This is a genomic window from Burkholderia savannae, from assembly GCF_001524445.2.
Taxonomy (GTDB): Bacteria; Pseudomonadota; Gammaproteobacteria; order Burkholderiales; family Burkholderiaceae; genus Burkholderia; species Burkholderia savannae.
The window spans coordinates 842868-868040 of record NZ_CP013417.1 but is presented as its reverse complement, the minus strand read 5'-3'; the positions used below and the strand labels follow the sequence as shown (position 1 = coordinate 868040).

Sequence of the window (25173 nt, the reverse complement as noted above, 5' to 3'; positions counted from 1 at the left end):
CCGTTACTTGGAGCCGAAGAGGCGCTGCAGCAGGCCCGGCTTCTGATAGTCGGTGAAACGCAGCGGTTTGTCCTCGCCGAGGAAGCGCGCGACGATGTCCTTGTAGGCTTCCGCGACGTCGGTGCCGTCGAGGTGGACGGCGGGCAGGCCCTGGTTCGACGCGTGCAGCACTGCTTCGGACTCCGGCACGACGCCGATCAGCTTGATGCGCAGGATCTCGCTGATGTCGTCGAGCGACAGCATCTCGCCTTCGGTCACGCGTTTCGGGTTGTAGCGGGTGATGAGCAGGTGCTCCCGGATCGGATCTTTGCCTTCCGTCGCGCGCTTCGTCTTCGACGACAGGATGCCGAGGATGCGGTCCGAGTCGCGCACCGACGACACTTCCGGGTTCGTCACGACGAGCGCCTCGTCCGCGAAGTACATCGCATGCAGCGCGCCCGACTCGATGCCCGCGGGCGAATCACAGATGATGAATTCGAAATCCATCGCGATCAGGTCGTTGATGACCTTCTCGACGCCCTCGCGCGTCAGCGCTTCCTTGTCGCGCGTCTGCGACGCGGGCAGGATGTGCAGGTTCTCGCACTTCTTGTCCTTGATGAGCGCCTGGTTCAGGTTCGCTTCGCCCTGGATCACGTTGACGAGATCGTAGACGACGCGGCGCTCGCAGCCCATGATGAGGTCGAGATTGCGCAGACCGACGTCGAAATCGATCACGGCCGTCTTGTGACCGCGCAGCGCGAGACCGGAAGCGAAGCTCGCGCTCGTCGTCGTCTTGCCCACGCCGCCCTTGCCCGAAGTCACCACGATGATTTTTGCCATTTACCTACCCTGTGTTCGTCAATGAGGACCGACCGACCCGATTGCCGCGCCACGCGTGTTACGTGAGGCGCAGCGGTTCGATCATCAGTTTTTCCTGTTCCAACCGGATCTGCACCGACTTGCCGAGTACGTCGGCCGGCAGCGGGTTCTCGGTGGTCCGATAGATACCCGCGATCGAGATCAGCTCCGGTTCGAGACACGTGCAGAAGATGCGCGCGTCGTGATTGCCGTGCACGCCCGCGAGAGCGCGGCCGCGCAACGGCGCGTAGATGTGGATGTTGCCTTCCGCGATGACCTCGGCGCCGTAACTGACCGGGCCGAGCACCACGAGATCTCCCTTCGCGTAAATCTGTTGTCCTGAACGCAGCGGCTTGTCGATGACGAGCGTCGCCGATTGCGGCGCGGCGGCGGGCGCGGCGCTCGCCGACTGCGCGGGCGCCTCGACGCCGGACGGGCCGGCTTCGGCGAAGAGCGCGGCCTGCCCGGCGGCTGGCGCGTCCTGCTCCGCCGGCTGCGCGGGCGCGTCGTCCGCCGCCTTCGGCGCCGACGCGCGCCGGTCGCGCGCCTCGAGAAGCGGCAAGTCCCCGCCCGCCGCCCATGCGTGCTGGCCGGGCTGCGCGATCACGCCGATCGTCCGCATCCGCACGTCGTTCAGCATCCGGCGAATTTCGTCGAGCGGGACGCGTTCGTTGTCCGCGAGCCGCCGCACGTCGATCGCGACGACGTCGTCCGCAAAAAATTCGGGGGTCGCTTCGAAACGCTTGACCAACTCGGCGCGCAACGCATCGAGGTCGGCGGTTTTCACGATGAACAGCAACGTGTCGACCGAACCGCTGCGCAGTTCGAAGAATGGCGATTTTTTAAGCGACATGGACGTCCTGCAAAAAAATTTTTCGTATTTTACAGGCGTCCACGCCGGGGGCCATCATTTTCGGGCGCGCCGGGCGCCCGCGCGGCGCGGCGCCCGCCCGCGACGCCCGGTCCGGGCGCGGCAAGGAGGGAACGGGATCGGTTCGCACGCCGCTTACGCGTGCTCGCGCCAGACAAACAGCGATTTCATCGCGCCGGGCACGCGGGTGATAGGCGCCCGCTCGCCGGTGTCGGCGAAGCCGACGTGCTCGTAGAAACGGATCGCGCTGCGGTTCTGGTCGGCGATCCACGCGCAGATCTCGACGGCGCCGCGCGACGCGAGCCACGAGCGCGCCGTGTCGACGAGCAGCACGCCGCCGCGCAGGTGACGCACCGCGTGCGCGACCCACAGCTCGCTCACGAACGCGCGACGCGCGGGCGTGCTGTCGAAATACGCGCCGATCATGCCGGCCGGATGGCCTTCGGTGTACAACACGAACGTGGTCGATTCGTCGGACGTCGCGCGCTGCTGCGCGATCGCCGCCGCTCTCGCGGCGTCGACGGCCAGCTCGGCTTCCGGCGTCTCGCCGCTCGCATAGGGCTCGCGCAGCGAGGCGGCGCGCAGTTCGCGATACACGCCGCCTTGATCCGCGGCAATACGACGAACAGTCAAGGTCGAACTCATGCAGGCACAGCCCCCTTCGGACAGCAAGCCGTTAGCTTCAACCGAAAGCGGGGCATGAGTCAAATCGTAATTTCCGAATGGCTGCGAAATGTCGTCGATAAGCACGATATCGCGCGCAATTTCGCGCTTATGCGGCAGCGCAGCAATATGCGATGAACCGATCTGCCGGCTGTCGCGTCGCACGGGCGCGGACGTCGCCTCACCGGTCCGCCGACACGAGGGCGACCATGCGCACGGCCGCGCACGTCCGCGCCGAATGCCCGAACAGGCGAGCCGTGTCGGTAACGGCAACGCCGCGCTCATCGGCGGGCCGACGCGGAACGAAACGACGCGCATCCGTCCGGGCCCGAAGCGCCCTGCCCCATGGATGCAGGGGCATCGAGCGGCTGCGGCACGGAAATCCGGTGGTTCCCGAAGGCGCAAAGCCGCGTAGCGTATGAAAAAGCCCGCAACGTCGCGGGCTTTCCACTTGCAACGCAGGAGGCCGCGTGCGCAGTCGGCTTGCGGCGGGCCGGTTTCCGCCCGGAACCAACAGCTGCGGCGCACGGGCGAACCGCCACCTCGCGTTGCGTCGGGCGCACGCCCCGCCCTATTGGGCGCTAAAGGGCATCGTTCCCAACGAGGACAGCACGTACGTGCCGTCTGCGTTCAGATATGAGCGAACGCCGTTCAGCAAAATCTGCCCTTGCTGAGTCATGACGCCGCTCCACGTGTCCTGAATGCAATAAGGCCAGTTGGCAGGCCGAATATTCGCGATGAACGCGATGCTGTTGGGCGTGGTCACGTTGCCCACGTAGTTCCAGATTCCGGCGAGCACGCCGAAGGTCTGCTGCCCCTGCGGCGTGTATTTCGAAACGTAGCTTCCGCCGAATGTCCCGTTCCCTTCGTTTGCGTTGGCGATCGTCAACGTGAAAGCGCCGTCCTGGGATTTATAAGTTCCATTGATGTTCATGTGATTCTCCTTTTACCGAGTACACGTACATTTAGAACCTCTGGTGAGGGCGACAAGCGTCGGCCAGTCGCATCGCCGACGCATCGCCCTCTCTTCTCATTGGGCTCGCAATCGAATTGGCAGTGCAACTACCAGAAATGATAGGGAGACCGAAAGTCGCCCCTGCATCATCGCTCTGTCGCATGGAAAACTCGTGGCGCTGGCGCGGTGCAAAGCCGGGCGCTTCGTCGACGCGCGACGTTACAACGACGACGGCAAAGCCGCGGGCGCATGAGGTTACTGAGCAAGCGAATCACGACTCCACGTTCCGGTTTGCGCTGAGTCTCTTGGGTGGATGCGTCGGGGGCTCGCGCCTCGTCGGCGCGGGCCGCGTCGGCGATGATTCGAACGCGACACGGCTGCTTGCGGGTAGGTTCGAAGCCGCGATTGCGGCATTGAATCGCGATTCGCGACTCAAGGTTGTGACTTCGCCGAATCTGCGCGTGCGATCGAGGCAGGTATGCGTTGACATGTTGAAACGTCGAGCAATCGGCGCCGATCGTGGTGCCGCGCCGTATCCCGGCGCGCCGGCGCGCGCCGGCATGGAGCCTGAAGTATCGGAATGAAGACGCGATCTTCCCGGTTCAGCCAACCGCTCAGGCGAGCATGATCGGCTTGACTGTGACAAAGGAGATAAACGATTTCGTGCGCACGACGACCGGCGTCAGTAATTCGCCGACGAAGAACACGCGCGAGTTCGAATCGTCGCTCAGCGTGAAGGGGCGACGCGGTACTCATCGGCGGGGGAGCTGGTGTCGATGCGCCCGGTCAGGGTCTCCAAATCCCACGCCGCGTTCCTGCATCCCATCGATGCTGCTCAGCATGTGTTTGACCGCGCAATGCGGTCGAGCTGGTAGACGGCTAGCGTGTCGCCGCGCTTGAGATTTCTGGGGAGCGTGTCTGGAACGGGTCGTCGCAGCGTTGCGCGGAGCCGTTTTTCTTGTGGAATGCGTCGACGCCGGTCTTCGCCGACGCTTCGATCCGCGCACGCGTTTCCTGTTCTTGAGCGGAAACTCCGGCGTAATCGATGCTCGTATGGCATAAAAAAACGCCGGATTCTTCCATCGAATCCGGCGCTTCCTTAAGAGCAATCCGAGATTGCTCTCTCATCTGGCGGAAAGGGTGGGATTCGAACCCACGATACGGTATAACCGTATACCGGATTTCGAGTCCGGCGCATTCGACCTCTCTGCCACCTTTCCTTTTTTCGCTCACCGGTAGGTCGTCCCGGCGAAGCGAAGATTATAGAACACCCTTTTGCCGACTTCCAAGTTTTTTCTCAAATATTTTTCGAAGCCGCTCGGAAGCCCGCTCAGGCCGCGTTCGACGGCGCGTCGATCCGCTCGACGCCGCCCATGTACGGCCGCAACGCGACCGGCACCGTCACCGAGCCGTCGGCGTTCTGGTAATTCTCCAGCACCGCGACAAGCGTGCGGCCGACCGCGAGACCCGAGCCGTTCAGCGTGTGCACGAGTTCCGGCTTGCCCTGCGCGTTGCGGAACCGCGCCTGCATCCGGCGCGCCTGAAACGATTCGGTGTTCGAGCAGCTCGAAATCTCGCGATACGTGTTCTGCGCCGGCAGCCACACTTCGAGGTCGAACGTCTTCGCCGCCGCAAAGCCCATGTCGCCCGTGCACAGCGTGATCACGCGGTACGGCAGCTCGAGCTTCTGCAGGATCGCCTCCGCATGGCCGACCATCTCGTCGAGCGCCGCGTACGACGCCTCCGGCGCGACGATCTGCACCATCTCGACCTTGTCGAACTGGTGCTGACGGATCATCCCGCGCGTGTCGCGGCCGTACGAGCCCGCCTCCGAGCGAAAGCATGGCGAATGCGCGGTCAGCTTGATCGGCAGCGCGGACGCCTCGGCGATCGAATCGCGCACGGTGTTCGTCAGCGAGATCTCGGACGTCGAGATCAGGTATTGCGTGACGGTATTCTCCGCGCCGCCCTTCTCGACGCGGAACATGTCGTCGGCGAACTTCGGCAACTGGCCCGTGCCGTACAGCACGTCGGGATTGACGATGTACGGCGTGTACATTTCGCTGTAGCCGTGCTGCTGCGTGTGCGTGTCGAGCATGAACTGCGCGAGCGCGCGATGCAGCCGTGCGATCGGACCGCGCAGCACCGTGAAGCGCGCGCCCGACAGCTTCGCGCCCGTTTCGAAATCGAGGCCGAGCGGCGCGCCGACGTCGACGTGGTCCTTCACGTCGAAATCGAACTGGCGCGGCGTGCCCCAACGGCGCACTTCGACGTTCTCCGTTTCGTCGCGGCCGACCGGCACGCTTTCGTGCGGCAGGTTCGGCATCTGCAGCATCAGATCGGACACGCGGGCCTGAATCTCGTCGAGCTTCACCGCCGACGCCTTCATCTCGTCACCGATGCCGCCCACTTCGGCCATCACCGCCGACGTGTCCTCGCCCCGCCCCTTCATCGCGCCGATCTGCTTCGAGAGGCTGTTGCGGCGCGCCTGCAGCTCTTCGGTGCGGGTCTGGATCGCGCGGCGCTCCGATTCGAGCGCGGAGAACGCGGCGACGTCGAGGGTGTAGCCGCGATCGGCTAGGCGCTTCGCGACGCCGTCGAGGTCTTTGCGCAGCAACTGGATGTCGAGCATGGGAGGACAGGAGAATCGTTGTGTAAGAGGAGAATTCTAACGCACCGCGCGACCGCCACGGCGTCGGCCGGACGGCCGGCGTCGCAAACGGACCGCTGTTCGTGGCAGTATCGCGTTTCAGGCATGCGTGCCGCGCGCCGCGAAGCCGCTTTGCATGGGACCGGAGCGAGCGCTGACGCGCGAACGCCGGTCGACCGCGGTGCATGGGACCTGAACACGCGCTAAAGCGCTAACTCTCGTCGACTGCGGTGCATGGGACCAGAGTAAGCGCTAAAGCGCTAACTCTGGTCGACACGGAGAAACGATGGGCATCGAACTGGACAAGGACGTGCGCGACCGCGCGATCGCGTCGCTGCAACGCTATTTCACCGAAAACATGGAGGAGCCGATCGGCAACATCCAGGCCGGCGCGCTGCTGCATTTCTTCGTCCAGGAAATCGGGCCCGCGATCTACAACCTCGCAGTCGCCGACGCGCAATCGAGCCTGCAAGCGCGCGTCGCCGAGCTCGACATCGACTGCCATCACGAGCCGTTCGACTACTGGAAGAAGCAGCCCGCGCGCAAGCGCTGAACGGGCAGCCGGCCGCGGCCGCCGCTAATCCTTCTTGCCGGCGTCGCGATCGAGCTCGCGCAGCCACGCGAGCTTGTCCGCGATCTTCGTTTCAAGCCCCCGCGGCACCGGCTTGTACCAGCGCGGCTCGCGCATCCCGTCCGGCAAATAAGTCTCGCCCGCGGCATACGCGTTCGGCTCGTCGTGCGCATAGCGGTACGCGTGGCCGTAGCCGAGCTCCTTCATCAGCTTCGTCGGCGCGTTGCGCAGATGCACCGGCACCTCGCGCGACTTGTCCTGACGCACGAACGCCATCGCCTCGTTGTACGCGTTGTAGCCGGCGTTGCTCTTCGCCGCGCACGCAAGGTAGAGCACGGCTTGCGCGAGCGCGAGCTCGCCTTCCGGCGAGCCGAGCCGCTCGTACGTCCCGGCCGCGTCGTTCGCGATCTGCATCGCGCGCGGATCGGCCAAGCCGATGTCCTCCCACGCCATCCGCACGATCCGCCGCGCGAGGTATTTCGGATCGGCGCCGCCGTCGAGCATCCGGCAGAACCAGTACAGCGCGCCGTCCGGGCTCGAGCCGCGCACCGACTTGTGCAGCGCGGAGATCTGATCGTAAAAGTTGTCGCCGCCCTTGTCGAAGCGGCGCGCATTCATCGTCATCGCGCTCTCGACGAACGCCGCGTCGATCGTCGTCACGCCCGCGGACGTTGCCGCCGTCTGCGCCTGCTCGAGCAGGTTCAGGAAGCGCCGTGCGTCGCCGTCCGCGTAGCCGACCAGCGTGTCGACCGCCTTGTCGTCGAACGCGAGCCCTTCGAGCGCCGCGTCCTGCGCGCGCTTGAGCAACTGGCGCAGTTCGTCTTCCGTCAGCGACTTCAGCACGTACACCTGCGCGCGCGACAAGAGCGCCGAGTTCACCTCGAAGCTCGGATTCTCGGTGGTCGCGCCGATGAACGTGACGAGCCCCGATTCGACGAACGGCAGCAGCGCGTCCTGCTGCGCCTTGTTGAAGCGGTGGATCTCGTCGACGAACAGGATCGTGTGGCGGCCGGTGCGGTTCAGCATGTCGCGCGCCTGCTCCATCGCCTCGCGAATGTCCTTCACGCCGCCCAGCACGGCGGACAGCGCGATGAACTCGCAGTCGAACGCGAGCGCGGTCAGGCGCGCGAGCGTCGTCTTGCCGACGCCGGGCGGCCCCCAGAGAATCATCGAATGCGGCTTGCCCGATTCGAACGCGAGCCTGAGCGGCTTGCCTTCGCCGAGAAGATGCGTCTGGCCGATCACGTCGGCGAGCGTCTTCGGGCGCAGCGCCTCGGCGAGCGGCCGGCGCGGTTCGACTGCAAACAGGTCGGACATGGACCTTGGCTCCCACGAAAAACGATGGCGGCAAGCGTTCGCCGCCGGACCGGACATTATGACAGCCGCGCCGCCCGCTGCCACGGCGGGCCGGGCAGCGGCGCGGCGGCTAGGCGCGCGAGGCAGCGACGCGACGTGGCGCGCGCCCAAACGAACCGGGCCCGCCATCGCTGGCGGGCCCGGTCGTCGGTCGATGCGCCCCGGCCGCGCTCAGCCGGTGACGACGTCCGCGCCCTTCGGCACGACGAACTTGAACTGGTCGGCCTTCAGCGGCGGATTCGTCTGAATGTTCGAGAACGTGAGCAGCGTCACGTTGCCGAACACGTCGTGCAGTTCCATCGCGGCGAGCACGCCGTTCCTGAAGCCGATGCCGATCCGCTGGAACTGCGTGTCCTGCGCCTTCGGCACCATCTCAAGCCAGTCGATCCCGCCCTTCTCGCCCGCGTCGCGCAGCGTGTAGTTCTTCTCGAGATCGTTGCTGCCGAACAGGATCGCGGCGGGGCTCGCGCCGAGCGCGCCCGCCAACTTGCGCTCGGTGACCTGGTTCAGATCCTTGTCGTACACGTAGAGCTTGTCGCCGTCGGCCTGCAGCACCTGCTGGTACGGCTTCTGATACGTCCAGATGAACTTGCCGGGCCGCGAGAACACGAAGCTGCCGCTCGAGTTGTCGGTCGGCTTCACGGTCGGCACCGCGCCGCTCGCCGCCTTCGACGGCGCCTTGACGATCTGCTGCGTGAAATCGCCCTTCGCCGCGTGCACCTTCGCGACGAACGCCTTCAACTGCTCGGTGCCGCTCGCGAACGCGTGCGACGCGACGAGCGCGAGCGCCGCACCCGCGAGCGCGGCGCGCAGCGTGCGCGCGAACGTGCGCTTCGGCGCGACGCGAAAAGCGGGGTGAACTGCCAACGACTGATGCTGCATGTTGAGGTTTTCTCCGTAGACGGCCGGCGTGCGTTCGACCGACGGCGCCGGCGCGAATTCAATCTGCATCGCGCGCGGGCATGAGGATTTCGCGATTCCCGCTCGACGACATCGCCGACACGAGCCCGGACTGCTCCATCTGCTCGAGCAGGCGCGCCGCGCGGTTGTAGCCGATCCGCAGATGGCGCTGCACGAGCGAGATCGATGCACGCCGGTTCTTGATGACGACCTCGACCGCCTGGTCGTACAACGGATCAGACTCGCCGTTCGCATCGCCCGTTCCCGCGCCCGAGCCTTCGTCGCCGTCCGCCGTGCCGCCTTCGAGGAGCCCCTCGACGTAATTCGGCTCGCCGTGCTCCTTCAGCTTCTCGACGACGCGATGCACCTCGTCGTCCGACACGAACGCGCCGTGCACGCGCACGGGCAGCCCGGTGCCGGGCGGCAGGTACAGCATGTCGCCCTGGCCGAGCAGCGACTCCGCGCCCATCTGGTCGAGAATCGTGCGCGAATCGATCTTCGACGACACCTGGAACGCGATCCGCGTCGGCACGTTCGCCTTGATGAGGCCCGTGATCACGTCGACCGACGGGCGCTGCGTCGCGAGGATCAGGTGAATGCCCGCCGCGCGCGCCTTCTGCGCGATCCGCGCGATCAACTCCTCGACCTTCTTGCCGACGACCATCATCAGATCGGCCAGCTCGTCGATCACGACGACGATGTTCGGCAGCCGGCCGAGCGGCTCCGGATCGTCCGGCGTCAGGCTGAACGGATTCGGGATCTTCTCCTCGCGCTTCTTCGCGTCTTCGATCTTGTTGTTGTAGCCCGCGAGATTGCGCACGCCGAGCTTGCTCATCAGCTTGTAGCGGCGCTCCATCTCGGCGACCGTCCAGTTGAGCGCGTGGCCCGCCTGGCGCATGTCGGTGACGACCGGGCACAGCAGATGCGGAATGCCTTCGTAGACGCTCATTTCGAGCATCTTCGGATCGATCAGGATGACGCGCACCTGCTCGGCGCTCGCCTTGTAGAGCAGCGACAGGATCATCGCGTTGATCCCAACCGATTTGCCCGAGCCCGTCGTGCCGGCCACGAGCAGGTGCGGCATTTTTGCCAGGTCCGCGCAAACCGGCTTGCCGCCGATGTCCTTGCCGAGGCCGAGCGTGAGCATCGACGGCGCGTCCGCGTAGACTTCCGAGCCGAGGATCTCTGACAGGCGCACGGTCTGCCGGCGCTGGTTCGGCAGCTCGAGCGCCATGTAGTTCTTGCCGGGGATCGTCTCGACGACGCGAATCGACACGAGCGACAGCGCGCGCGCGAGATCCTTCGACAGATTGACGATCTGGCTGCCCTTCACGCCCGTCGCGGGCTCGATCTCGTAGCGCGTGACGACGGGGCCCGGGTACGCGGCGACGACGCTCACCTCGACGCCGAAATCCTTCAGCTTCTTCTCGATCAGGCGCGACGTGAATTCGAGCGTGTCGGCGGAGATCGTCTCCTGCGACGTCGGCGCGGGATCGAGCAGCGAGATCGCGGGCAGCGTCGAGTCGCCCGGCAGATCGGTGAAGAGCGGCTGCTGACGCTCCTTCTCCGCGCGCTCGGACTTCGCCGGCGTGACGACGGGCGGCACGATCGTGACGGGCTCGTGCTCCTCGATGCGCACGCGCTCCTCCTCGACCTTGCCTTCGCGCTTGACGGCCGCGGCCTCGCCGAGCCTGCGGTCGCGCTCGGCCTCGCGGCGCAGCTTCGCGAGCGTGAACGCGTTGATGATCGCATCGCCGACGCGCTCGGCGACCGACAGCCAGGAAAAGCGGAAATACAGCGACAGCCCGATCGCGAGCGCGATCAGCAGCGCGAGCGTGCCGCCCGTGAAGCCGAACGCGTGCGACACGCCGCGCGCGAGCGCCTCGCCGACGACGCCGCCCGGCGCGCGCGGCAGTTGCACTTTCAGCGACCACATCCGCAGCGCCTCGATGCCGTCGCTCGCGAGCAGCACGAGAACGAACGCGAAGCCCTCGGCGAGCCAGCCCGCCGGCCGTGCCGGCTCGTCCGGCAGCGTGTCGTGGCGGGTGATCCGCCGATAATTCGCGGCGACGCGCCGCCCGAGCAGCACGATGAGCCAATACGCGGAAAGGCCGAAGAGCAGCAGCATGATGTCGGCCGTCCACGCGCCGACCCTCCCTGCCCAATTCGCGATGTGGTCGACCTGCGCGGCGTGGGTCCAGCTCGGGTCGCGCCGGCTGTAGCTCAGGAGCGCCATCAGCAGGAACGCGAGCAGCGCGACCTGGAGAATCCAGCGAATCTCGGTCAGTAGGCGCGACATGCGATGCGGCAGCGCTTGGGCCTGAGCGGTGTAAGGTGCTTTTGCCATGAATCCGTCAAGAGGGCGATGAGGCGGCCTGCGCGCGGCAGGACGGCCGATCGTTCGATCCGATCTATTGTAAACGCTGCGCCGCCGCGCCAAGTGTAAATGACGGTAACGCCCCGCCGACTCGCGCCGGGAATGTGCACGCGTTACCACAGTTGGCGCCGCGCGAAGCTATCGCGTCGATTGAAAAGTCCATTCGGCAGCGCAGCAGACAGCCCTTTATAATGCGAGCTTTGCACCCATCTGCGACGGTATCCCGCTCGCAACGGGCCGCCCGGCAGCGTCATCCGCCCGGCCGGCCGCTTTTTACGGATCCTGCACATGTCCACGCCCAAACACGCGAAAGTCCTGATTCTCGGTTCCGGCCCCGCCGGCTACACGGCGGCCGTCTACGCGGCCCGCGCGAACCTGTCGCCCCTCCTGATCACGGGCATCGCGCAAGGCGGCCAGTTGATGACGACGACCGACGTCGAAAACTGGCCGGCCGATCCGGACGGCGTGCAGGGCCCCGAGCTGATGCAGCGCTTTCTCGCGCACGCGGAGCGCTTCAACACCGAAATCGTGTTCGACCACATCCACACCGCGAAGCTGCACGAGAAGCCGATCCGCCTCGTCGGCGACGCGGGCGAATACACGTGCGACGCGCTCGTCATCTCGACGGGCGCATCCGCGCAGTATCTCGGCCTGGCGTCGGAAGAAGCGTTCATGGGCAAGGGCGTATCGGCCTGCGCGACCTGCGACGGCTTCTTCTATCGCGGCCAGAACGTCGCGGTCGTCGGCGGCGGCAACACGGCCGTCGAGGAAGCGCTCTACCTGACGGGCATCGCGAAGAAGGTCACGGTGATCCACCGCCGCGACAAGTTCCGCGCGGAGCCGATCCTCGTCGACCGCCTGCTGGAGAAGGAAAAGGAAGGCGTCGTCGAGATCAAGTGGGACCACGTGCTCGACGAAGTGACGGGCGACGATTCCGGCGTGTCGGGCGTGCGCGTCAAGCACGTGAAGACGGGCGCGACCGAGGATGTCGCGGTGCAGGGCCTCTTCGTCGCGATCGGCCACAAGCCGAACACCGACATCTTCAAGGGCCAGCTCGAGATGAAGGACGGCTACATCATCACGAACAGCGGCCTGTCGGGCAACGCGACGGGTACGAGCGTGCCGGGCGTGTTCGCGGCGGGCGACGTGCAGGACCACATCTACCGCCAGGCGATCACGAGCGCGGGCACGGGCTGCATGGCGGCGCTCGACGCGCAGCGCTATCTCGAAAGCCTGCACGACCGCAAGTAAGCGCGCCGCGCGGGCGCTACAATGGCGTCTCGCCGCGCGCCGCCTGCCGGGTCCGACACACCGCAGCCGCTGTGCATCGCGCAGCGGCTTTTTCTTTTTCATGTCCGTCGGGCGAATCCGCAGCGTCGGCGCGCCCGCCCTTCCCCGCATTCGATTCATCATGGCGAAGAACCAGCCTCACCCGAGCGACCCCGCGAAGCGGCAAGCCGCCGCACGGGCGGTCGAACCGGCGCCCGCGCCCGCGAGCCCGCCACCGTCGCCCGCCGCGCTGCGCGGCCAGGGCCTCACCGGGCTCGGCGCGCTGCGCGCGTCGCTCGCCGGCGAATCCGAGCGCCGCGCGCGCGAAGCGGCGCAGGCGAAGCAGGCGGCCCGCCAGGCCAACGCCGACGCCGATCTGTTTCGCCGCGAGATCGGCGAGATCAAGCCGCTCGCCGCGCCGCCGCGCGCCGCGAGCGGCCGTCCGGTGCCCGAGCCCGTGCCGAAGCACACGCAGCAGGACGAGGAGGCGGTGCTGTCCGAGACTTTGTCCGACGAATTCGATCCCGAGACGCTGCTCGACACCGACGAGACGCTGTACTACCACCGCCCCGGCGTGAGCCAAGACGTCGTGCGCAAGCTCAGAAGCGGCGCATGGATCGTCCAGGCGCAGCTCGACCTGCACGGGATGCGGCGCGACGAGGCGCGCGAGGCGCTCGCCGAATTCATCCGCGACGCGGGCAAGAAAGGCCTGCGCTGCGTGCGCGTGATTCACGGCAAGGGGCTCGGCTCGGTCGGCAAGGAGCCGGTGCTCAAGGGCAAGGTGCGCGCGTGGCTCGTGCAGAAGGACGAGGTGATCGCGTTCTGCCAGGCGCGCGGCCACGACGGCGGCGCGGGCGCCGTCCTCGTGCTATTGCAGCCGGCCTAAGCGCGAAACCAAGACGGGCGGCAGCGTGCATCCCAGGCTCGCGCTCGCGATCGCCGTCCTCGAGGCGATCGCGACGCTCGCGTTCGCGATCTCCGGCTTCGTCGAGGCGCGCAAGAACCGGCTCGACTCGGTCGGCACGTTCGTCGTCGCGCTCGCGACCGCGTTCGGCGGCGGCACGATGCGCGACGTGCTGCTCGAGCGGCGCCCGTTCTATTGGGTCGAGCACCAGGGCTACATGATCGCGATCTTCGGCCTGTCGCTCGCCGCGCCGCTCGTGCTCAGGATGGCGTCGCGGCTGTCCGCCGAGCGGCTGCTGCTCGTCGCTGACGCGGTCGGCCTCGGAATCTTCAGCATCTCCGGCACGTCGATCGCGCTCGACGCGCAGATGCCGTGGTTCGTCGCCGCGATGATGGGCGTGACGACGGGCGTGCTCGGCGGGATCATCCGCGACGTGCTGTGCAACGACATTCCGCTGATCCTGCGCGATTCGCGGCCGTACGCGACTTGCGCGTTCGCCGGCTGCTTGATCTACCTGCTGCTCGTGTGGCTGCAATTCGATTCCGTCTACAGCGTGCTCGCGGCGACGGCCTTCATCCTCGTCGCGCGGCTCGTCACGTACAAGCTCGACATCCGGCTGCCGCACTAGCGGCGCTCGCTGCGCTCGCGGCGTGCGACGCAGGCGAAAAAAAGGCGGCCCGTGCCGGCACGTCCGCCCTTCTCTTCCCCGCTCCCTTGCCGTCTCACCGCCGCTCGGGCTTCGCCCGCGATCGGCGCGGCGATCGAGCCACGCACGCGTCGCGCGTGCGGCGCCGTCATCCGACGCCGCAGCCCGCGCGCGCGGAATCACGCGATCCGCGCCTCCGTCGACGGATCGAACAGCACCGCCTTCGACACGTCGAACAACAGCGACAGCTTCTGCTGCGGCCTCGGATCGGCGGCCGGGTGCACGCGGCTCACGATCCGCTTGCCGTTGACCTGCGCGAACACGTGCGTGTCGGGGCCCGTCGGCTCGGTCACGTCGACGGTCACGTCGACGGGCTGCAGGCGCGAGCTCTCGCCGTTGTGCGCGCTCCGCGCATCGGTGATGCGCTCCGGCCGCAGGCCGAGGATCACGTCGCGGCCGACGTGCCCGTTCATCCGCTTCGCGTCGAACGGCAGGTTCAGCACGCCGCGCATCGCGCCCGTGTCGAGCTCGATGCCCACGCCGCTGCCCTGCTCGACGAGCTTGCCGTTGATGAAGTTCATCGGCGGCGCGCCGATGAAACCCGCGACGAACAGGTTCGACGGCGAATCGTAGATGTCCTGCGGCGCGCCGAACTGCTGGACGACGCCGTCCTTCATCACCGCGATCCGGTCGCCCAGCGTCATCGCCTCGATCTGGTCGTGCGTCACGTAGACGATCGTCGTGCCGAGGCGCTGATGCAGCAGCTTGATCTCGGCGCGCATCTCGATGCGCAGCTTCGCGTCGAGGTTGGAGAGCGGCTCGTCGAACAGGAACAGCGCCGGATCGCGCGCGAGCGCGCGGCCCATCGCGACGCGCTGCCGCTGGCCGCCCGACAGTTGCCCCGGCTTGCGATCGAGCAGGTGCTCGATCTGCAGCATCGCGGCGACGCGATCGACAATCTGCTTCTGCTCGCCCTTCGGCACCTTGCGGATGTTCAGGCCGAACGAGATGTTCTCGCGCACCGTCATCGACGGATAGAGCGCGTACGACTGGAACACCATCGCGATGTCGCGATCCTTCGGCGACAGGTCGTTGACGACCTTCTCGCCGATCCGGATCTCGCCCTTCGTCACGGTTTCGAGGCCCGCGATCATGTTGAGGAGCGTCGATTTCCCGCAGCCCGAACCGCCGACGAGAATCAGGAACTGGCCGTCCTCGATGTCGATGTCGACGCCCTTCAGGACAGGCACGCCGTTCGGGTAGGTCTTGTACACGTCGCGGATGGAAAGGCTTGCCATGCTGTGAATCCTCTGTCTTCAGTGCGGCGCGCGTGCGCCGCGTCGTGTCTCGTATGTCTCGTATCGTTGCGCCGCGCGCGGCGCCCGCCCGTTCGCGTCGTTCGTGCCGAGCTCAGCCCTTCACCGCGCCCGCCGTCAGGCCGCGCACGAAGTAACGCCCGGCGATCACGTAGACGACGAGCGTCGGCAGCGCGGCGATGATCGCGCCCGCCATGTCGACGTTGTACTCCTTCACGCCCGTCGACGTGTTGACGAGGTTGTTCAGCGCGACCGTGATCGGCATCGAATCGACGCCGGAAAACACGATCCCGAACAGGAAGTCGTTCCAGATCTGCGTGAACTGCCAGATCAGGCACACCATGAAGATCGGCAGCGACACCGGCAGCAGGATCTTCGTGAAGATCGTGAAGAAGCCCGCGCCGTCGATGCGCGCCGCCTTCACGAGTTCCGCCGGCACGCTCACGTAGAAGTTGCGGAAGAACATCGTCGTGAACGCGATCCCGTACACGACGTGCACGAACACGAGGCCCGCAATCGTGTTGGCCATTCCGAAGAAGCCCTGCACGCGCGCCATCGGCAGCAGGATCACCTGGAACGGGATGAAGCAGCCGACGAGCAGCATCGTGAAGAGCGCATCCGCGCCGCGAAAGCGCCAGTGCGTGAGCACGTAGCCGTTGAACGCGCCGATCAGCGACGAGATCAGCACGGCCGGAATCACCATCTTGATCGAGTTGAAGAAGAACGGCTTCATCCCGTCGCAGCGCACGCCGGTGCACGCCTCGCTCCACGCCTTCGCCCACGGCGCGACCGTCCAGTTCGACGGCGGCGTCAGCAGGTTGCCCGTGCGCAACTGGTCGAGATCCTTGAACGACGTCGACAGCATCACGTAGATCGGGAACAGGAAGTACAACGCGAACAGGATCAACGCCGCGTAAATGACTGCCCGACTGAGGGTCATCTTAGGCTGCATTGCGGGTGCTCCTCGATTCCAGATACATGAGCGGCACGAGCACCGCGACGACGGTGGCGAGCATCATCACCGACGACGCCGCGCCGACGCCGAGTTGCCCGCGGTTGAACGAATACGTGTACATGAACATCGCGGGCAGCGACGACGACGTGCCCGGCCCGCCCGCCGTCAGCGCGACGACGAGGTCGAAGGTCTTGATCGTGATGTGGCAGAGGATCAGCAGCACCGAGAAGAACACCGGGCGCATGCTCGGAATCACGATTCTGCGGTAAATCGTGGGCAGCGTCGCGCCGTCGACCTGCGCGGCCTTGAAGATTTCGCTGTCGACGCCGCGCAGGCCGGCGAGGAAGAGCGCCATCACGAAACCCGTCGACTGCCACACGGCCGCGATCACGACGCAGAAGATCGCCTTGTCCGGATCGTCGAGCCAGCCGAACGAGAAATTCGTCCAGCCCCAGTCGTGCATCACCTTCTCGAGGCCCAGGCCCGGATTCAGTATCCACTGCCAGGCCGTGCCCGTGACGATGAACGACAGCGCCATCGGATACAGGAACACCGCGCGCAGCGCGCCTTCGTTGCGGATCTTCTGGTCGAGCAGGATCGCGAGAAAGAGCCCGAGCACGACGCAGATCGCGACGAACGGGATGCCGAACCAGCCGAGATTCGCGGCCGACGTCCACCAGACGTCGTTCTGGAACAGGTCCGAATAGCGGCCGAAGCCGTCGAAATCGTAGTTCGGCAACAGCCGGGAATTCGTCAGCGACAGATAGCCGGTGACGACGATGAAGCCGTAGATGAAAACCAAGGCGATCGCGATGCTGGGCGCGAGCACCAGTTTCGGAATCCAGCGGTCGGCGAACGCCGACAGCGGCGACGTGCGGTGCGCGGCAGCCGCGCTGGTTCCGTTTCCGCTAAGAGGGGCAGCCACGTGTTTCGACTCCTGGGACGAGATCGCCGCGCGCGGGCACGAAGCCGGCGCGGGCGGCGGGTACGGCGCGGGCCGGCTCGCGGCCCGTTTGCTGCGGGTGCAGCACGCAGCGCCCGGCGCGACGATGCGCGAATCCGGGCGCTCGCGCCGTGCGTTACTTCACCTTCGCGGCTCGCGCGAGCGCGGCGACCGCGCTCTTCGAGTCCTGCTGCGAGTTCATGAACTTCGTCACGACGTCGGTGATCGCGCCCGCCGTCGCGTCGCTCTGCGCCATGCCGTGCGCGAGCGACGGCACGTAGCCGCCGGCCTTGATCGCCGTCTGCTCATCAGCGTAGGACTTCTTCGCGCAATCGTCGAACTTGTCCATCTTCACGCCGAGACGCACGGGGATCGAGCCTTTCAGCAAGCTGAACTGCTCCTGGAACGCGGGCGTCATGATCGTCTTCGCGAGCGCGATCTGGCCGGGCGTCGCCGCCTTCTGGCCCTTCTGCTGGAAGAACACGAACGAGTCGACGTTGAACGTGTACGCATTCGCCGTGCCCGGCACCGCCGCGCAGATGTAGTCCTTGCCCGACTTCTTGCCGGCCGCCTCGAACTCGCCCTTCGCCCAGTCGCCCATGAACTGCATGCCGGCGCGGCCGTTGATGACCATCGCGGTCGCGAGGTTCCAGTCACGGCCGTTGCGGCCGGAGTCGAAGTAGCCCTGGATCTTGCGGACCGTGTTGAAGACTTCGAGCATCTTGTCGGACGTGAGCGTCTTCTGGTCGAGGTCGACGAGCGCCTTCTTGTAGAAGTCGGCGCCTTGCGACAGCACGACGTCTTCCCACAGCGTCAGGTCCTGCCACGGCTGGCCGCCCATCGCGACCGGCTGGATGCCCGCCGCCTTCAGCTTGTCGGCCACCTGGAAGAATTCGGGCCACGTCGCGGGCGGCTTCGCGCCGATCTTGTCGAGCGCGGCCTTGTTGATGTAGAGCCAGTTCACGCGGTGCACCGAGAACGGCGCCGCGACGGTGTTGCCCTTGTACTTGATGATCTTGTCGATCTCGGGCGGCAGGTTCTGCTTCCAGTCGCCCGCGGCCGCGTCGATGTTCACGAGCACGCCCTGGTCCGCCCAATCCTGGATGAGCGGCCCCTTGATCTGCGCGGCCGACGGCGCGTCGCCGCTGATGACCTTGGTCTTCAGCGCGGTCATCGCCGCGGCGCCCGCGCCGCCCGCGACCGCGAAATCCTTCCAGACGTAGCCCTGCTTCTGCAGGTCGTCCTTCAGCACGCCGACCGCCTTCGATTCGCCGCCCGACGTCCACCAGTGCAGCACCGTGACGTTCTCTGCCGCTTGCGACGCGGCGGCGCCGAACAACAGGCCTGCGGCGCCGAGCGCGCCCATGATCGCGCGAATTTTCATCAGTTATCTCCTCCAGATTTGGATCGATTCGTCAGGCTTTCGACTACGCGGATGCGCGAAAGCCGGCTTTGCTACGGAACGACACGGGAAATCGAGCCGCGAACGACGCATGATCGATGCGTTCGGGCCGATGCCGGCCGCGGGCTCTTAGGAACTGAGTGACTCGAAATTCAACGACCGTCTCCTCTTTGGGCTAACCGGTTCCGCCGCCTCGCGGCTCGAACCCGGGGCAGCGACGCCGCGCGAACATGCGCTTCATCAATGTCCGATAACATTTGCCGCGTGCGGCGCGCGCGCCGCACGGCCCGCCCGAAGACCGCGCCTCTTCATGCCGTGCGCTTCTTTTCTTCGTTCGGGTGCTACCCCTTGCGGCGGATTGTAGTTAAACTACAATTCAGTGTCAAAAATATTTTTATCGCACTACGGCCCGCGTCGCGGGCATCCCCAAACGGCGGAGACACATGCATACCGATTCGAGCTTCACCTTCGTTCTCTTCGGCGGCACCGGCGATCTGTCGATGCGCAAGATCCTCCCCGCGCTCTTCGAGGCTCACCGCGCGAACATGCTGTCGGAGGCCGGCAGGATCGTCGCCGTGGCCCGCCATGCGGCCGACCGCGACGGCTACCTGCAGTGGATCGACGAGCACGTGAAGCCGCATGCGGCGAAGGCGGCGGGCGGCGCGTTCGACGCAGCGGTCTGGCAGAGCTTTCTCGAGCGCATCGTCTACGTGAAGCTCGACCTCGGCCGCGCGGAGGACTACGCGCTGCTGCGCGACACGGTCGGACGCTTGTCCGGCATCCGCGTGTTCTACCTCGCGACGGGCCCGTCGCTCTTCGTGCCGATCTGCAAGGCGCTCGCCGCCGTGGGCCTGAACGAAGGCGCGCGGATCGTGCTCGAGAAGCCGCTCGGCTATGACCTGCGCTCGTCGAACGCGATCAACGACGCGGTCGGCGAGATCTTCGCCGAAGACCAGATCTACCGGATCGACCACTATCTCGGCAAGGAGCCGGTGCAGAACCTGCTCGCGCTGCGCTTCGGCAACGCGCTGTTCGAGCCGCTGTGGCGCCGCGAGTGGGTCGAGAGCATCCAGATCACGATCGCCGAGGAGCTCGGCGTCGAGGCGCGCGGCGATTTCTACGACAATACGGGCGCGCTGCGCGACATGGTGCAGAACCACCTGCTGCAGTTGCTGTCGATCGTCGCGATGGAGCCGCCGCACTCGATGGATTCCGATTCGGTGCGCGACGAGAAGCTGCGCGTGCTGCGCGCGTTGAAGCCCGTCGATCCGCGCGACATCGGCAAGGTCGCCGTGCGCGGCCAGTATCACGCGGGCGTGATCAGGGGCGCGCAGGTGCCCGCGTACGCGACCGAGCCGGGCGTGAAGCCCGAGAGCCCGACCGAGACGTTCGTCGCGCTGAAGGTCGAGATCGAGAACTGGCGCTGGGCCGGCGTGCCGTTCTTCCTGCGCACCGGCAAGCGCCTCGCCGACCGCGTCGCGGAAATCGTCGTCAACTTCCGGCCGGTGCCGCACTCGGCGCTTGGGCCCACCGCGCTGCGCGCGGGCGCGAACCGCCTCGTGATCCGGCTGCAGCCGAACGAGTCGATTCGACTGTACTGCCTCGCGAAGCAGCCGGGCGAAGGGATGAACCTCGCGAGCGTGCACCTCGATCTCGCATTCGATCAGTTCTTCAAGGAAGGCCAGATGGAGGCGTACCAGCGCCTGCTGCTCGACGTGATCAACGGCCGGCTCGCGCTCTTCGTGCGCCGCGACGAGCAGGAAGCCGCGTGGCGCTGGGTCGAGCCTATCCTGAACGAATGGGCGCGCTCGGCGAAGCCGCCGAAGCCGTACGCGGCCGGCACCTGGGGCCCCGCCGCCGCGAGCGCGATGCTCGCGCAGCACGGCACCTGCTGGCTCGAAGAAGAAAACTGACGTAACGCGGCGCGCGTGCGGCCTTCGCCCGCGCGCCGCCCGACGGTTCCCACCGAATTCATTCAATTCAATAAAAGCAGTCTGGAGGAGAAGTGATCGAGGTTCACGCTTTCGAAACCCCGCGCGCGCAATCCGAAGCGCTCGCGCAAGCGGTCGGCGAGGCGCTCGCGGCGGCGCTCGCGCGCAGCGCGCGCGCGACGCTCGCCGTGTCGGGCGGCACGAGCCCGCGGCCGTTCCTGCAAACGCTGTCGGGCGCCGCGCTCGACTGGCCGCGGATCGACGTGACGCTCGTCGACGACCGCTGGGTGCCCGACACCGACGACGCGAGCAACGCGAAGCTCGTGCGCGAGACGCTGCTGCGCAACGCGGCCGCGCAAGCGCGCTTCGCGCCGCTCGTCGACGTGCGCGAGTCGCTCGACTCGCAGATCGCGGCGCTCAACCAGAGCCCCGCGCACCCGCTGCCCGACGTCGCCGTGCTCGGCATGGGCGAGGACGGCCACACCGCGTCGATCTTCGCGGACGCGCCCGAATGGGACCGCGCGATCGCGACGGCCGAGCGCTTCGTCGCCGTCCACCCCGGCGCCGCGCCGCACGCGCGCGTGAGCCTGTCGCTCGATGCGTTGAAGCGCATCGAGCGCCTGTTCCTGCTGATCGCGGGAAGCCGCAAGCGCGAGGTGCTGGAGGCGGCCGCGGCCGCGCCGCAAAAGAACGCGATTTCGCAACTGGCCAACGACAAGGGGACGAAGCTCGATGTCTACTGGTGCGCAAACTAAGGCCGCCGCCGCGGCCCAGCACGCCGACGGGCCGCGCCTACTGGCCGACGTCGGCGGCACGAACGCGCGCTTCGCGCTCGAGACGGGCCCGGGCGACATCACGCAGATCCGCGTATACCCGGGCGCCGACTATCCGACGCTCACCGACGCGATCCGCAGGTATCTGAAGGACGTGAAGATCGGCCGCGTGAATCACGCGGCGATCGCGATCGCGAACCCCGTCGACGGCGATCAGGTCCGGATGACGAATCACAACTGGAGCTTCTCGATCGAGGCGACGCGCCGCGCGCTCGGCTTCGACACGCTGCTCGTCGTCAACGACTTCACCGCGCTCGCGATGGCGCTGCCCGGCCTGACCGACGCGCAGCGCGTGCAGATCGGCGGCGGCGCGCGCCGGCAGAACAGCGTGATCGGCCTGATGGGGCCGGGCACGGGGCTCGGCGTGTCGGGGCTCATCCCCGCCGACGACCGCTGGATCGCGCTCGGCAGCGAAGGCGGCCACGCGACGTTCGCGCCGATGGACGAGCGCGAGGATCTGGTGCTGCAGTACGCGCGCCGCAAGTATCCGCATGTTTCGTTCGAGCGCGTGTGCGCGGGCCCGGGCATGGAGATCATCTACCGCGCGCTCGCCACGCGCGACAAGAAGCGGGTGGCCGCGAACGTCGACACGGCCGACATCGTCGAGCGCGCGCACGCGGGCGACGCGCTCGCGCTCGAGGCGGTCGAGTGCTTCTGCGGAATTCTCGGCACGTTCGCCGGCAATCTCGCGGTGACGCTCGGCGCGCTCGGCGGCATCTACATCGGCGGCGGCGTCGTGCCGAAGCTGGGCGAGCTGTTCCTGCGCTCGTCGTTCCGCGCGCGCTTCGAGGCGAAGGGCCGCTTCGAGGCATATCTCGCGAACATCCCGACCTATCTCATCACCGCCGAGTATCCGGCGTTCCTCGGCGTGTCGGCGATTCTCGCCGAGCAGTTGTCGAACCGCACGGGCGGCGCGTCGTCGGCCGTGTTCGAACGAATCCGCCAGATGCGCGATGCGTTGACGCCCGCCGAGCGGCGCGTCGCCGATCTCGCGCTCAACCATCCGCGCTCGATCATCAACGATCCGATCGTCGACATCGCGCGCAAGGCCGACGTGAGCCAGCCGACGGTGATCCGCTTCTGCCGCTCGCTCGGCTGCCAGGGGCTGTCGGACTTCAAGCTGAAGCTCGCGACGGGCTTGACGGGCACGATCCCGATGAGCCACAGCCAGGTGCATCTCGGCGACACCGCCACCGACTTCGGCGCGAAGGTGCTCGACAACACGGTGTCGGCGATCCTTCAGTTGCGCGAACACTTGAACTTCGAGCACGTCGAGCAGGCGATCGACATCCTGAACAACGCGCGGCGCATCGAGTTCTACGGGCTCGGCAATTCGAACATCGTCGCGCAGGATGCGCACTACAAGTTCTTCCGCTTCGGCATCCCGACGATCGCTTACGGCGACCTGTACATGCAGGCGGCGTCGGCGGCGCTTCTCGGCAAGGGCGACGTGATCGTCGCGGTGTCGAAGTCGGGCCGCGCGCCGGAGCTTCTGCGCGTGCTCGACGTCGCGATGCAGGCGGGCGCGAAGGTGATCGCGATCACGTCGAGCAACACGCCGCTCGCGAAACGCGCGACGGTCGCGCTCGAAACCGATCACATCGAGATGCGCGAATCGCAGCTGTCGATGATCTCGCGGATTCTGCATCTCGTGATGATCGACATCCTCGCGGTCGGCGTCGCGATTCGCCGCGCCGCGCCGAACGCGGAGCTCGCCGAAGCGATGGCGCGCGCGAAGGCGCGCGCGGGCGCGAGCGCGGACGACGAGGCCGCCGACGTGCTCGACTGGCTGAGCCACGGCGCGGCGCCCGCGGCGAAGGACTGACGAGAGCATTCGACGCGCGCCGCGCCTCGCGGATCGCCGCAAGCCGGAGCCTTCGGGCTCCGGCTTTTTTTTGGTTGCGCGGCCCGGAACCGACGGGCAACGCGTCGACTCGGCTTCCCCACGATTGCACCCGGTTGCGCCGACAGCGGAGCACTTGCGCAACCCACGCGAACGATAGAAGAACTTTCCACGCGGCCGTGTAAATCCGGGATTCTTTGGAAACATTTTCCATTTTGACAAAACTATGCTTGCCTTCACTCGGCACGCATTCGTCACTGCCGTCCGCACCGATGCCGCACGAATCCGCGCGGGCGGCGAACGCCGTCGATGCGACGACGCAGCCGTAAAATCACTCGCTCAGTTTTGTCCCACGGAGATTGAAGATGAAGGCATTCAAACCGATGTTCACGTCAGCACTCGCCGCCGCGCTGTTCGGCATCGCTGCCGCTTCCGCGCACGCAGCCGACCTGCTCGACAGCGTCAAGCAGGCCGGCGTGCTCAAGATCGCGCTCGAAGGCACTTACCCCCCGTTCGACTACCGCAACAGCGACGGCCAGCTCGAAGGTTTCGACGTCGACGTCGCGAAGGAAGTCGCCGCGCGGCTCGGCGTGAAACCGCAATTCATCACGACCGAATGGAGCGGGATTCTCGCCGGCCTGCAGGCGGGCAAGTTCGACGTGATCGTGAACCAGGTCGGCATCACGCCGGCGCGCAAGCAGGCCCTCGACTTCAGCCAGCCGTATGTGTACTCCGCCGCGCAACTGATCCAGCGCGCGGACGACAAGTTCGACTACGGCGCGCCGGGCGCGCTGCAGGGCAAGCGGCTCGGCGTCACGCTCGGCACGAACTTCGCCGATCTCGCGAAGACGCTGCCCGGCGTCGAGGTGAAGACGTACCCGGGCGCGCCGGAGAAGCTGCGCGACGTCGCGGCGGGCCGCATCGACGTCAGCATGGACGACCGGCTGATGCTGCCGTACCTGATCAAGAACGCGCACATGCCGCTGCGGCCGGGCGCGACGGTCAAGGGCGGCGAGACGCAGATGGGCATCCCGTTCCGCAAGGGCAATCCGAAGTTCGCGAAGGCGATCGACGACGCGCTCGCCTCGATGCGCAAAGACGGCACGCTCAAGAAGATCTCGGTGCAGTGGTTCGGCGTCGACACGTCGGTCCCCAACGCGCAATAACCGTCACCACCCGCGCGCGTCGGCACGCCCAGGGGCCGCCGGCGCGCCCGTAAATGTTTTGGAGTCCAATTCATGGAAGCGTTCGATGTGGTCGTGCACGCCCTCCCCGTGCTCGCGAACGGCGCGATTCTGACGATGAAGTTCGCGCTCGCGTCGATGGTGCTGGGCCTGATCGTCGGCCTCGTCGTCGCGATCGTGCGAATCGGCAACAACCGGATACTGTCCGCCATCGCGCAAGGCTACGTCAGCCTGATGCGCGGCACGCCGCTGCTCGTGCAGATGTTCGTCGTCTACTACGGGCTGCCCGACATCGGCGTCTCGCTGGACCCGACTTCGGCCGGCATCTTGACGTTGACGCTCAACGCGGGCGCCTATCTGTCCGAAAGCATGCGCGGCGCGATCCTCGGCATCGGCCGCGGCCAGTGGGCCGCGTCGCACAGCCTCGGCCTCACGCACGTGCAGACGCTGCGCCACGTCGTCTGCCCGCAGGCGCTGCGCCTCGCGGTGCCGAGCCTCGGGAACACGCTGATCAGCCTCATCAAGGACACGTCGCTCGTCTCCGTCATCACCGTGACGGAGTTGCTGCGCTCGACGCAGGAAGCCATCGCATCGACGTTCCAGCCGCTTCCGCTGTATCTCGCGGCCGCGGCCATCTACTGGGTCCTGAGTACGCTGCTGTCGCGGCTCCAGGTGCGCGTCGAAAAGCGCTGCGTGCTACCGTCGGCGCACTGAACATGCGGCGGCCGTCCGGATCGCGGCACGGCCGCGCGTTGTGCAATTCGCAA

23 protein-coding genes and 1 tRNA gene are annotated in these 25173 nt (G+C 66.7%); 10 read left to right on the top strand and 14 right to left on the bottom strand.

Annotated features, from left to right (window positions below):
• Nucleotides 1–3: 3 nt before the first annotated feature.
• From minD to WS78_RS04365, 4 genes are all read right to left on the bottom strand, one after another.
• A complete protein-coding gene (minD, locus tag WS78_RS04380) occupies nucleotides 4–819 on the bottom strand; it encodes a septum site-determining protein MinD (protein ID WP_038745698.1) in 816 nt (271 codons plus the stop codon).
• A gap of 58 nt (nucleotides 820–877) precedes the next feature.
• A complete protein-coding gene (minC, locus tag WS78_RS04375; protein WP_059584441.1) occupies nucleotides 878–1690 on the bottom strand; it encodes a septum site-determining protein MinC in 813 nt (270 codons plus the stop codon).
• Nucleotides 1691–1843: 153 nt separating this feature from the next.
• Nucleotides 1844–2491, bottom strand: coding sequence for a GNAT family N-acetyltransferase (locus tag WS78_RS04370; protein ID WP_394335875.1), 648 nt, complete (start codon nucleotides 2489–2491; stop codon nucleotides 1844–1846).
• Between the two features lie 451 nt (nucleotides 2492–2942).
• Nucleotides 2943–3305, bottom strand: coding sequence for a hypothetical protein (locus WS78_RS04365; RefSeq protein ID WP_038745704.1), 363 nt, complete (start codon nucleotides 3303–3305; stop codon nucleotides 2943–2945).
• A 182-nt stretch (nucleotides 3306–3487) separates the two neighbouring features.
• Here WS78_RS04365 and WS78_RS35530 point away from each other — a divergent pair, with 182 nt between their 5' ends.
• Entirely contained in the window at nucleotides 3488–3910 is a 423-nt protein-coding gene (locus tag WS78_RS35530) for a hypothetical protein (RefSeq protein WP_156437602.1), read from the top strand.
• A gap of 295 nt (nucleotides 3911–4205) precedes the next feature.
• On the opposite strand, the gene WS78_RS35525 is transcribed toward WS78_RS35530, so the two are convergent.
• The 3 genes from WS78_RS35525 to serS form a co-directional block, all read right to left on the bottom strand.
• Nucleotides 4206–4409 (bottom strand): hypothetical protein, encoded by a 204-nt coding sequence (locus tag WS78_RS35525; protein WP_152611656.1) that lies wholly within the window; start codon nucleotides 4407–4409, stop codon nucleotides 4206–4208.
• 46 nt (nucleotides 4410–4455) lie between these two features.
• Nucleotides 4456–4546 (bottom strand) — tRNA-Ser (locus WS78_RS04355).
• A 110-nt stretch (nucleotides 4547–4656) separates the two neighbouring features.
• A complete protein-coding gene (serS, locus tag WS78_RS04350) occupies nucleotides 4657–5958 on the bottom strand; it encodes a serine--tRNA ligase (protein ID WP_038745706.1) in 1302 nt (433 codons plus the stop codon).
• Between the two features lie 304 nt (nucleotides 5959–6262).
• Between serS and WS78_RS04345 the strand changes: the two genes are divergently transcribed.
• On the top strand, nucleotides 6263–6529 hold the full coding sequence (locus WS78_RS04345; protein WP_038745708.1) for a DUF2164 domain-containing protein: 267 nt from the start codon (nucleotides 6263–6265) through the stop codon (nucleotides 6527–6529).
• Nucleotides 6530–6553: 24 nt separating this feature from the next.
• On the opposite strand, the gene WS78_RS04340 is transcribed toward WS78_RS04345, so the two are convergent.
• From WS78_RS04340 to WS78_RS04330, 3 genes are all read right to left on the bottom strand, one after another.
• Nucleotides 6554–7864, bottom strand: coding sequence for a replication-associated recombination protein A (locus WS78_RS04340; RefSeq protein WP_038745710.1), 1311 nt, complete (start codon nucleotides 7862–7864; stop codon nucleotides 6554–6556).
• Between the two features lie 210 nt (nucleotides 7865–8074).
• Entirely contained in the window at nucleotides 8075–8785 is a 711-nt protein-coding gene (gene lolA, locus WS78_RS04335; protein ID WP_038745826.1) for an outer membrane lipoprotein chaperone LolA, read from the bottom strand.
• A gap of 58 nt (nucleotides 8786–8843) precedes the next feature.
• The gene (locus WS78_RS04330) at nucleotides 8844–11150 is read right to left on the bottom strand and encodes a DNA translocase FtsK (RefSeq protein ID WP_038745711.1); all 2307 of its coding nucleotides are present in this window, start codon (nucleotides 11148–11150) and stop codon (nucleotides 8844–8846) included.
• A 318-nt stretch (nucleotides 11151–11468) separates the two neighbouring features.
• On the opposite strand from WS78_RS04330, the gene trxB reads away from it, so the two are divergent.
• From trxB to WS78_RS04315, 3 genes are all read left to right on the top strand, one after another.
• On the top strand, nucleotides 11469–12431 hold the full coding sequence (gene trxB, locus WS78_RS04325) for a thioredoxin-disulfide reductase (RefSeq protein ID WP_038745713.1): 963 nt from the start codon (nucleotides 11469–11471) through the stop codon (nucleotides 12429–12431).
• Nucleotides 12432–12591: 160 nt separating this feature from the next.
• Entirely contained in the window at nucleotides 12592–13335 is a 744-nt protein-coding gene (locus WS78_RS04320) for a Smr/MutS family protein (RefSeq protein WP_038745715.1), read from the top strand.
• A 25-nt stretch (nucleotides 13336–13360) separates the two neighbouring features.
• Nucleotides 13361–13981: a trimeric intracellular cation channel family protein gene (locus WS78_RS04315; RefSeq protein ID WP_038745717.1), complete on the top strand. Its 621-nt coding sequence runs from the start codon at nucleotides 13361–13363 to the stop codon at nucleotides 13979–13981.
• Nucleotides 13982–14178: 197 nt separating this feature from the next.
• Here WS78_RS04315 and WS78_RS04310 read toward each other — a convergent pair whose 3' ends face one another.
• From WS78_RS04310 to WS78_RS04295, 4 genes are all read right to left on the bottom strand, one after another.
• A complete protein-coding gene (locus tag WS78_RS04310) occupies nucleotides 14179–15297 on the bottom strand; it encodes an ABC transporter ATP-binding protein (protein WP_038745718.1) in 1119 nt (372 codons plus the stop codon).
• Nucleotides 15298–15409: 112 nt separating this feature from the next.
• On the bottom strand, nucleotides 15410–16267 hold the full coding sequence (locus WS78_RS04305) for a carbohydrate ABC transporter permease (protein ID WP_038745720.1): 858 nt from the start codon (nucleotides 16265–16267) through the stop codon (nucleotides 15410–15412).
• The gene (locus WS78_RS04300; protein WP_038745722.1) at nucleotides 16257–17195 is read right to left on the bottom strand and encodes a carbohydrate ABC transporter permease; all 939 of its coding nucleotides are present in this window, start codon (nucleotides 17193–17195) and stop codon (nucleotides 16257–16259) included. Before WS78_RS04300 ends, WS78_RS04305 begins: the two co-directional genes overlap by 11 nt.
• Nucleotides 17196–17349: 154 nt before the next feature.
• On the bottom strand, nucleotides 17350–18597 hold the full coding sequence (locus WS78_RS04295) for an ABC transporter substrate-binding protein (protein ID WP_059584439.1): 1248 nt from the start codon (nucleotides 18595–18597) through the stop codon (nucleotides 17350–17352).
• A gap of 461 nt (nucleotides 18598–19058) precedes the next feature.
• Between WS78_RS04295 and zwf the strand changes: the two genes are divergently transcribed.
• The 5 genes from zwf (at nucleotide 19059) to WS78_RS04265 (ending at nucleotide 25120) form a co-directional block, all read left to right on the top strand.
• Nucleotides 19059–20528: a glucose-6-phosphate dehydrogenase gene (zwf, locus tag WS78_RS04290; protein ID WP_038745725.1), complete on the top strand. Its 1470-nt coding sequence runs from the start codon at nucleotides 19059–19061 to the stop codon at nucleotides 20526–20528.
• A 92-nt stretch (nucleotides 20529–20620) separates the two neighbouring features.
• On the top strand, nucleotides 20621–21301 hold the full coding sequence (gene pgl / locus WS78_RS04285) for a 6-phosphogluconolactonase (RefSeq protein WP_038745727.1): 681 nt from the start codon (nucleotides 20621–20623) through the stop codon (nucleotides 21299–21301).
• Nucleotides 21279–23204: a bifunctional transcriptional regulator/glucokinase gene (locus tag WS78_RS04280; RefSeq protein WP_038745729.1), complete on the top strand. Its 1926-nt coding sequence runs from the start codon at nucleotides 21279–21281 to the stop codon at nucleotides 23202–23204. The genes pgl and WS78_RS04280 overlap by 23 nt, the downstream gene beginning before the upstream one ends.
• A 383-nt stretch (nucleotides 23205–23587) precedes the next feature.
• Nucleotides 23588–24388, top strand: coding sequence for a transporter substrate-binding domain-containing protein (locus WS78_RS04270; RefSeq protein ID WP_059584634.1), 801 nt, complete (start codon nucleotides 23588–23590; stop codon nucleotides 24386–24388).
• A gap of 72 nt (nucleotides 24389–24460) precedes the next feature.
• Nucleotides 24461–25120 (top strand): amino acid ABC transporter permease, encoded by a 660-nt coding sequence (locus WS78_RS04265; RefSeq protein WP_059584437.1) that lies wholly within the window; start codon nucleotides 24461–24463, stop codon nucleotides 25118–25120.
• The last annotated feature ends 53 nt before the right edge of the window (nucleotides 25121–25173 follow it).

Bases quoted from the DNA above. Each gene is read 5' to 3' on its own strand.
- WS78_RS04340 (WP_038745710.1), bottom strand. From the start codon at position 7,864: ATGTCCGACCTGTTTGCAGTCGAACCGCGCCGGCCGCTCGCCGAGGCG.
- WS78_RS04280 (WP_038745729.1), top strand. From the start codon at position 21,279: ATGTCTACTGGTGCGCAAACTAAGGCCGCCGCCGCGGCCCAGCACGCC.
- trxB (WP_038745713.1), top strand. From the start codon at position 11,469: ATGTCCACGCCCAAACACGCGAAAGTCCTGATTCTCGGTTCCGGCCCC.
- WS78_RS04270 (WP_059584634.1), top strand. From the start codon at position 23,588: ATGAAGGCATTCAAACCGATGTTCACGTCAGCACTCGCCGCCGCGCTG.
- WS78_RS04345 (WP_038745708.1), top strand. From the start codon at position 6,263: ATGGGCATCGAACTGGACAAGGACGTGCGCGACCGCGCGATCGCGTCG.
- WS78_RS04305 (WP_038745720.1), bottom strand. From the start codon at position 16,267: ATGCAGCCTAAGATGACCCTCAGTCGGGCAGTCATTTACGCGGCGTTG.
- WS78_RS35525 (WP_152611656.1), bottom strand. From the start codon at position 4,409: ATGGAAGAATCCGGCGTTTTTTTATGCCATACGAGCATCGATTACGCC.
- WS78_RS04320 (WP_038745715.1), top strand. From the start codon at position 12,592: ATGGCGAAGAACCAGCCTCACCCGAGCGACCCCGCGAAGCGGCAAGCC.
- WS78_RS04265 (WP_059584437.1), top strand. From the start codon at position 24,461: ATGGAAGCGTTCGATGTGGTCGTGCACGCCCTCCCCGTGCTCGCGAAC.
- WS78_RS04365 (WP_038745704.1), bottom strand. From the start codon at position 3,305: ATGAACATCAATGGAACTTATAAATCCCAGGACGGCGCTTTCACGTTG.
- WS78_RS35530 (WP_156437602.1), top strand. From the start codon at position 3,488: ATGGAAAACTCGTGGCGCTGGCGCGGTGCAAAGCCGGGCGCTTCGTCG.
- minC (WP_059584441.1), bottom strand. From the start codon at position 1,690: ATGTCGCTTAAAAAATCGCCATTCTTCGAACTGCGCAGCGGTTCGGTC.
- minD (WP_038745698.1), bottom strand. From the start codon at position 819: ATGGCAAAAATCATCGTGGTGACTTCGGGCAAGGGCGGCGTGGGCAAG.
- WS78_RS04295 (WP_059584439.1), bottom strand. From the start codon at position 18,597: ATGAAAATTCGCGCGATCATGGGCGCGCTCGGCGCCGCAGGCCTGTTG.
- WS78_RS04310 (WP_038745718.1), bottom strand. From the start codon at position 15,297: ATGGCAAGCCTTTCCATCCGCGACGTGTACAAGACCTACCCGAACGGC.
- lolA (WP_038745826.1), bottom strand. From the start codon at position 8,785: ATGCAGCATCAGTCGTTGGCAGTTCACCCCGCTTTTCGCGTCGCGCCG.
- serS (WP_038745706.1), bottom strand. From the start codon at position 5,958: ATGCTCGACATCCAGTTGCTGCGCAAAGACCTCGACGGCGTCGCGAAG.
- zwf (WP_038745725.1), top strand. From the start codon at position 19,059: ATGCATACCGATTCGAGCTTCACCTTCGTTCTCTTCGGCGGCACCGGC.
- WS78_RS04330 (WP_038745711.1), bottom strand. From the start codon at position 11,150: ATGGCAAAAGCACCTTACACCGCTCAGGCCCAAGCGCTGCCGCATCGC.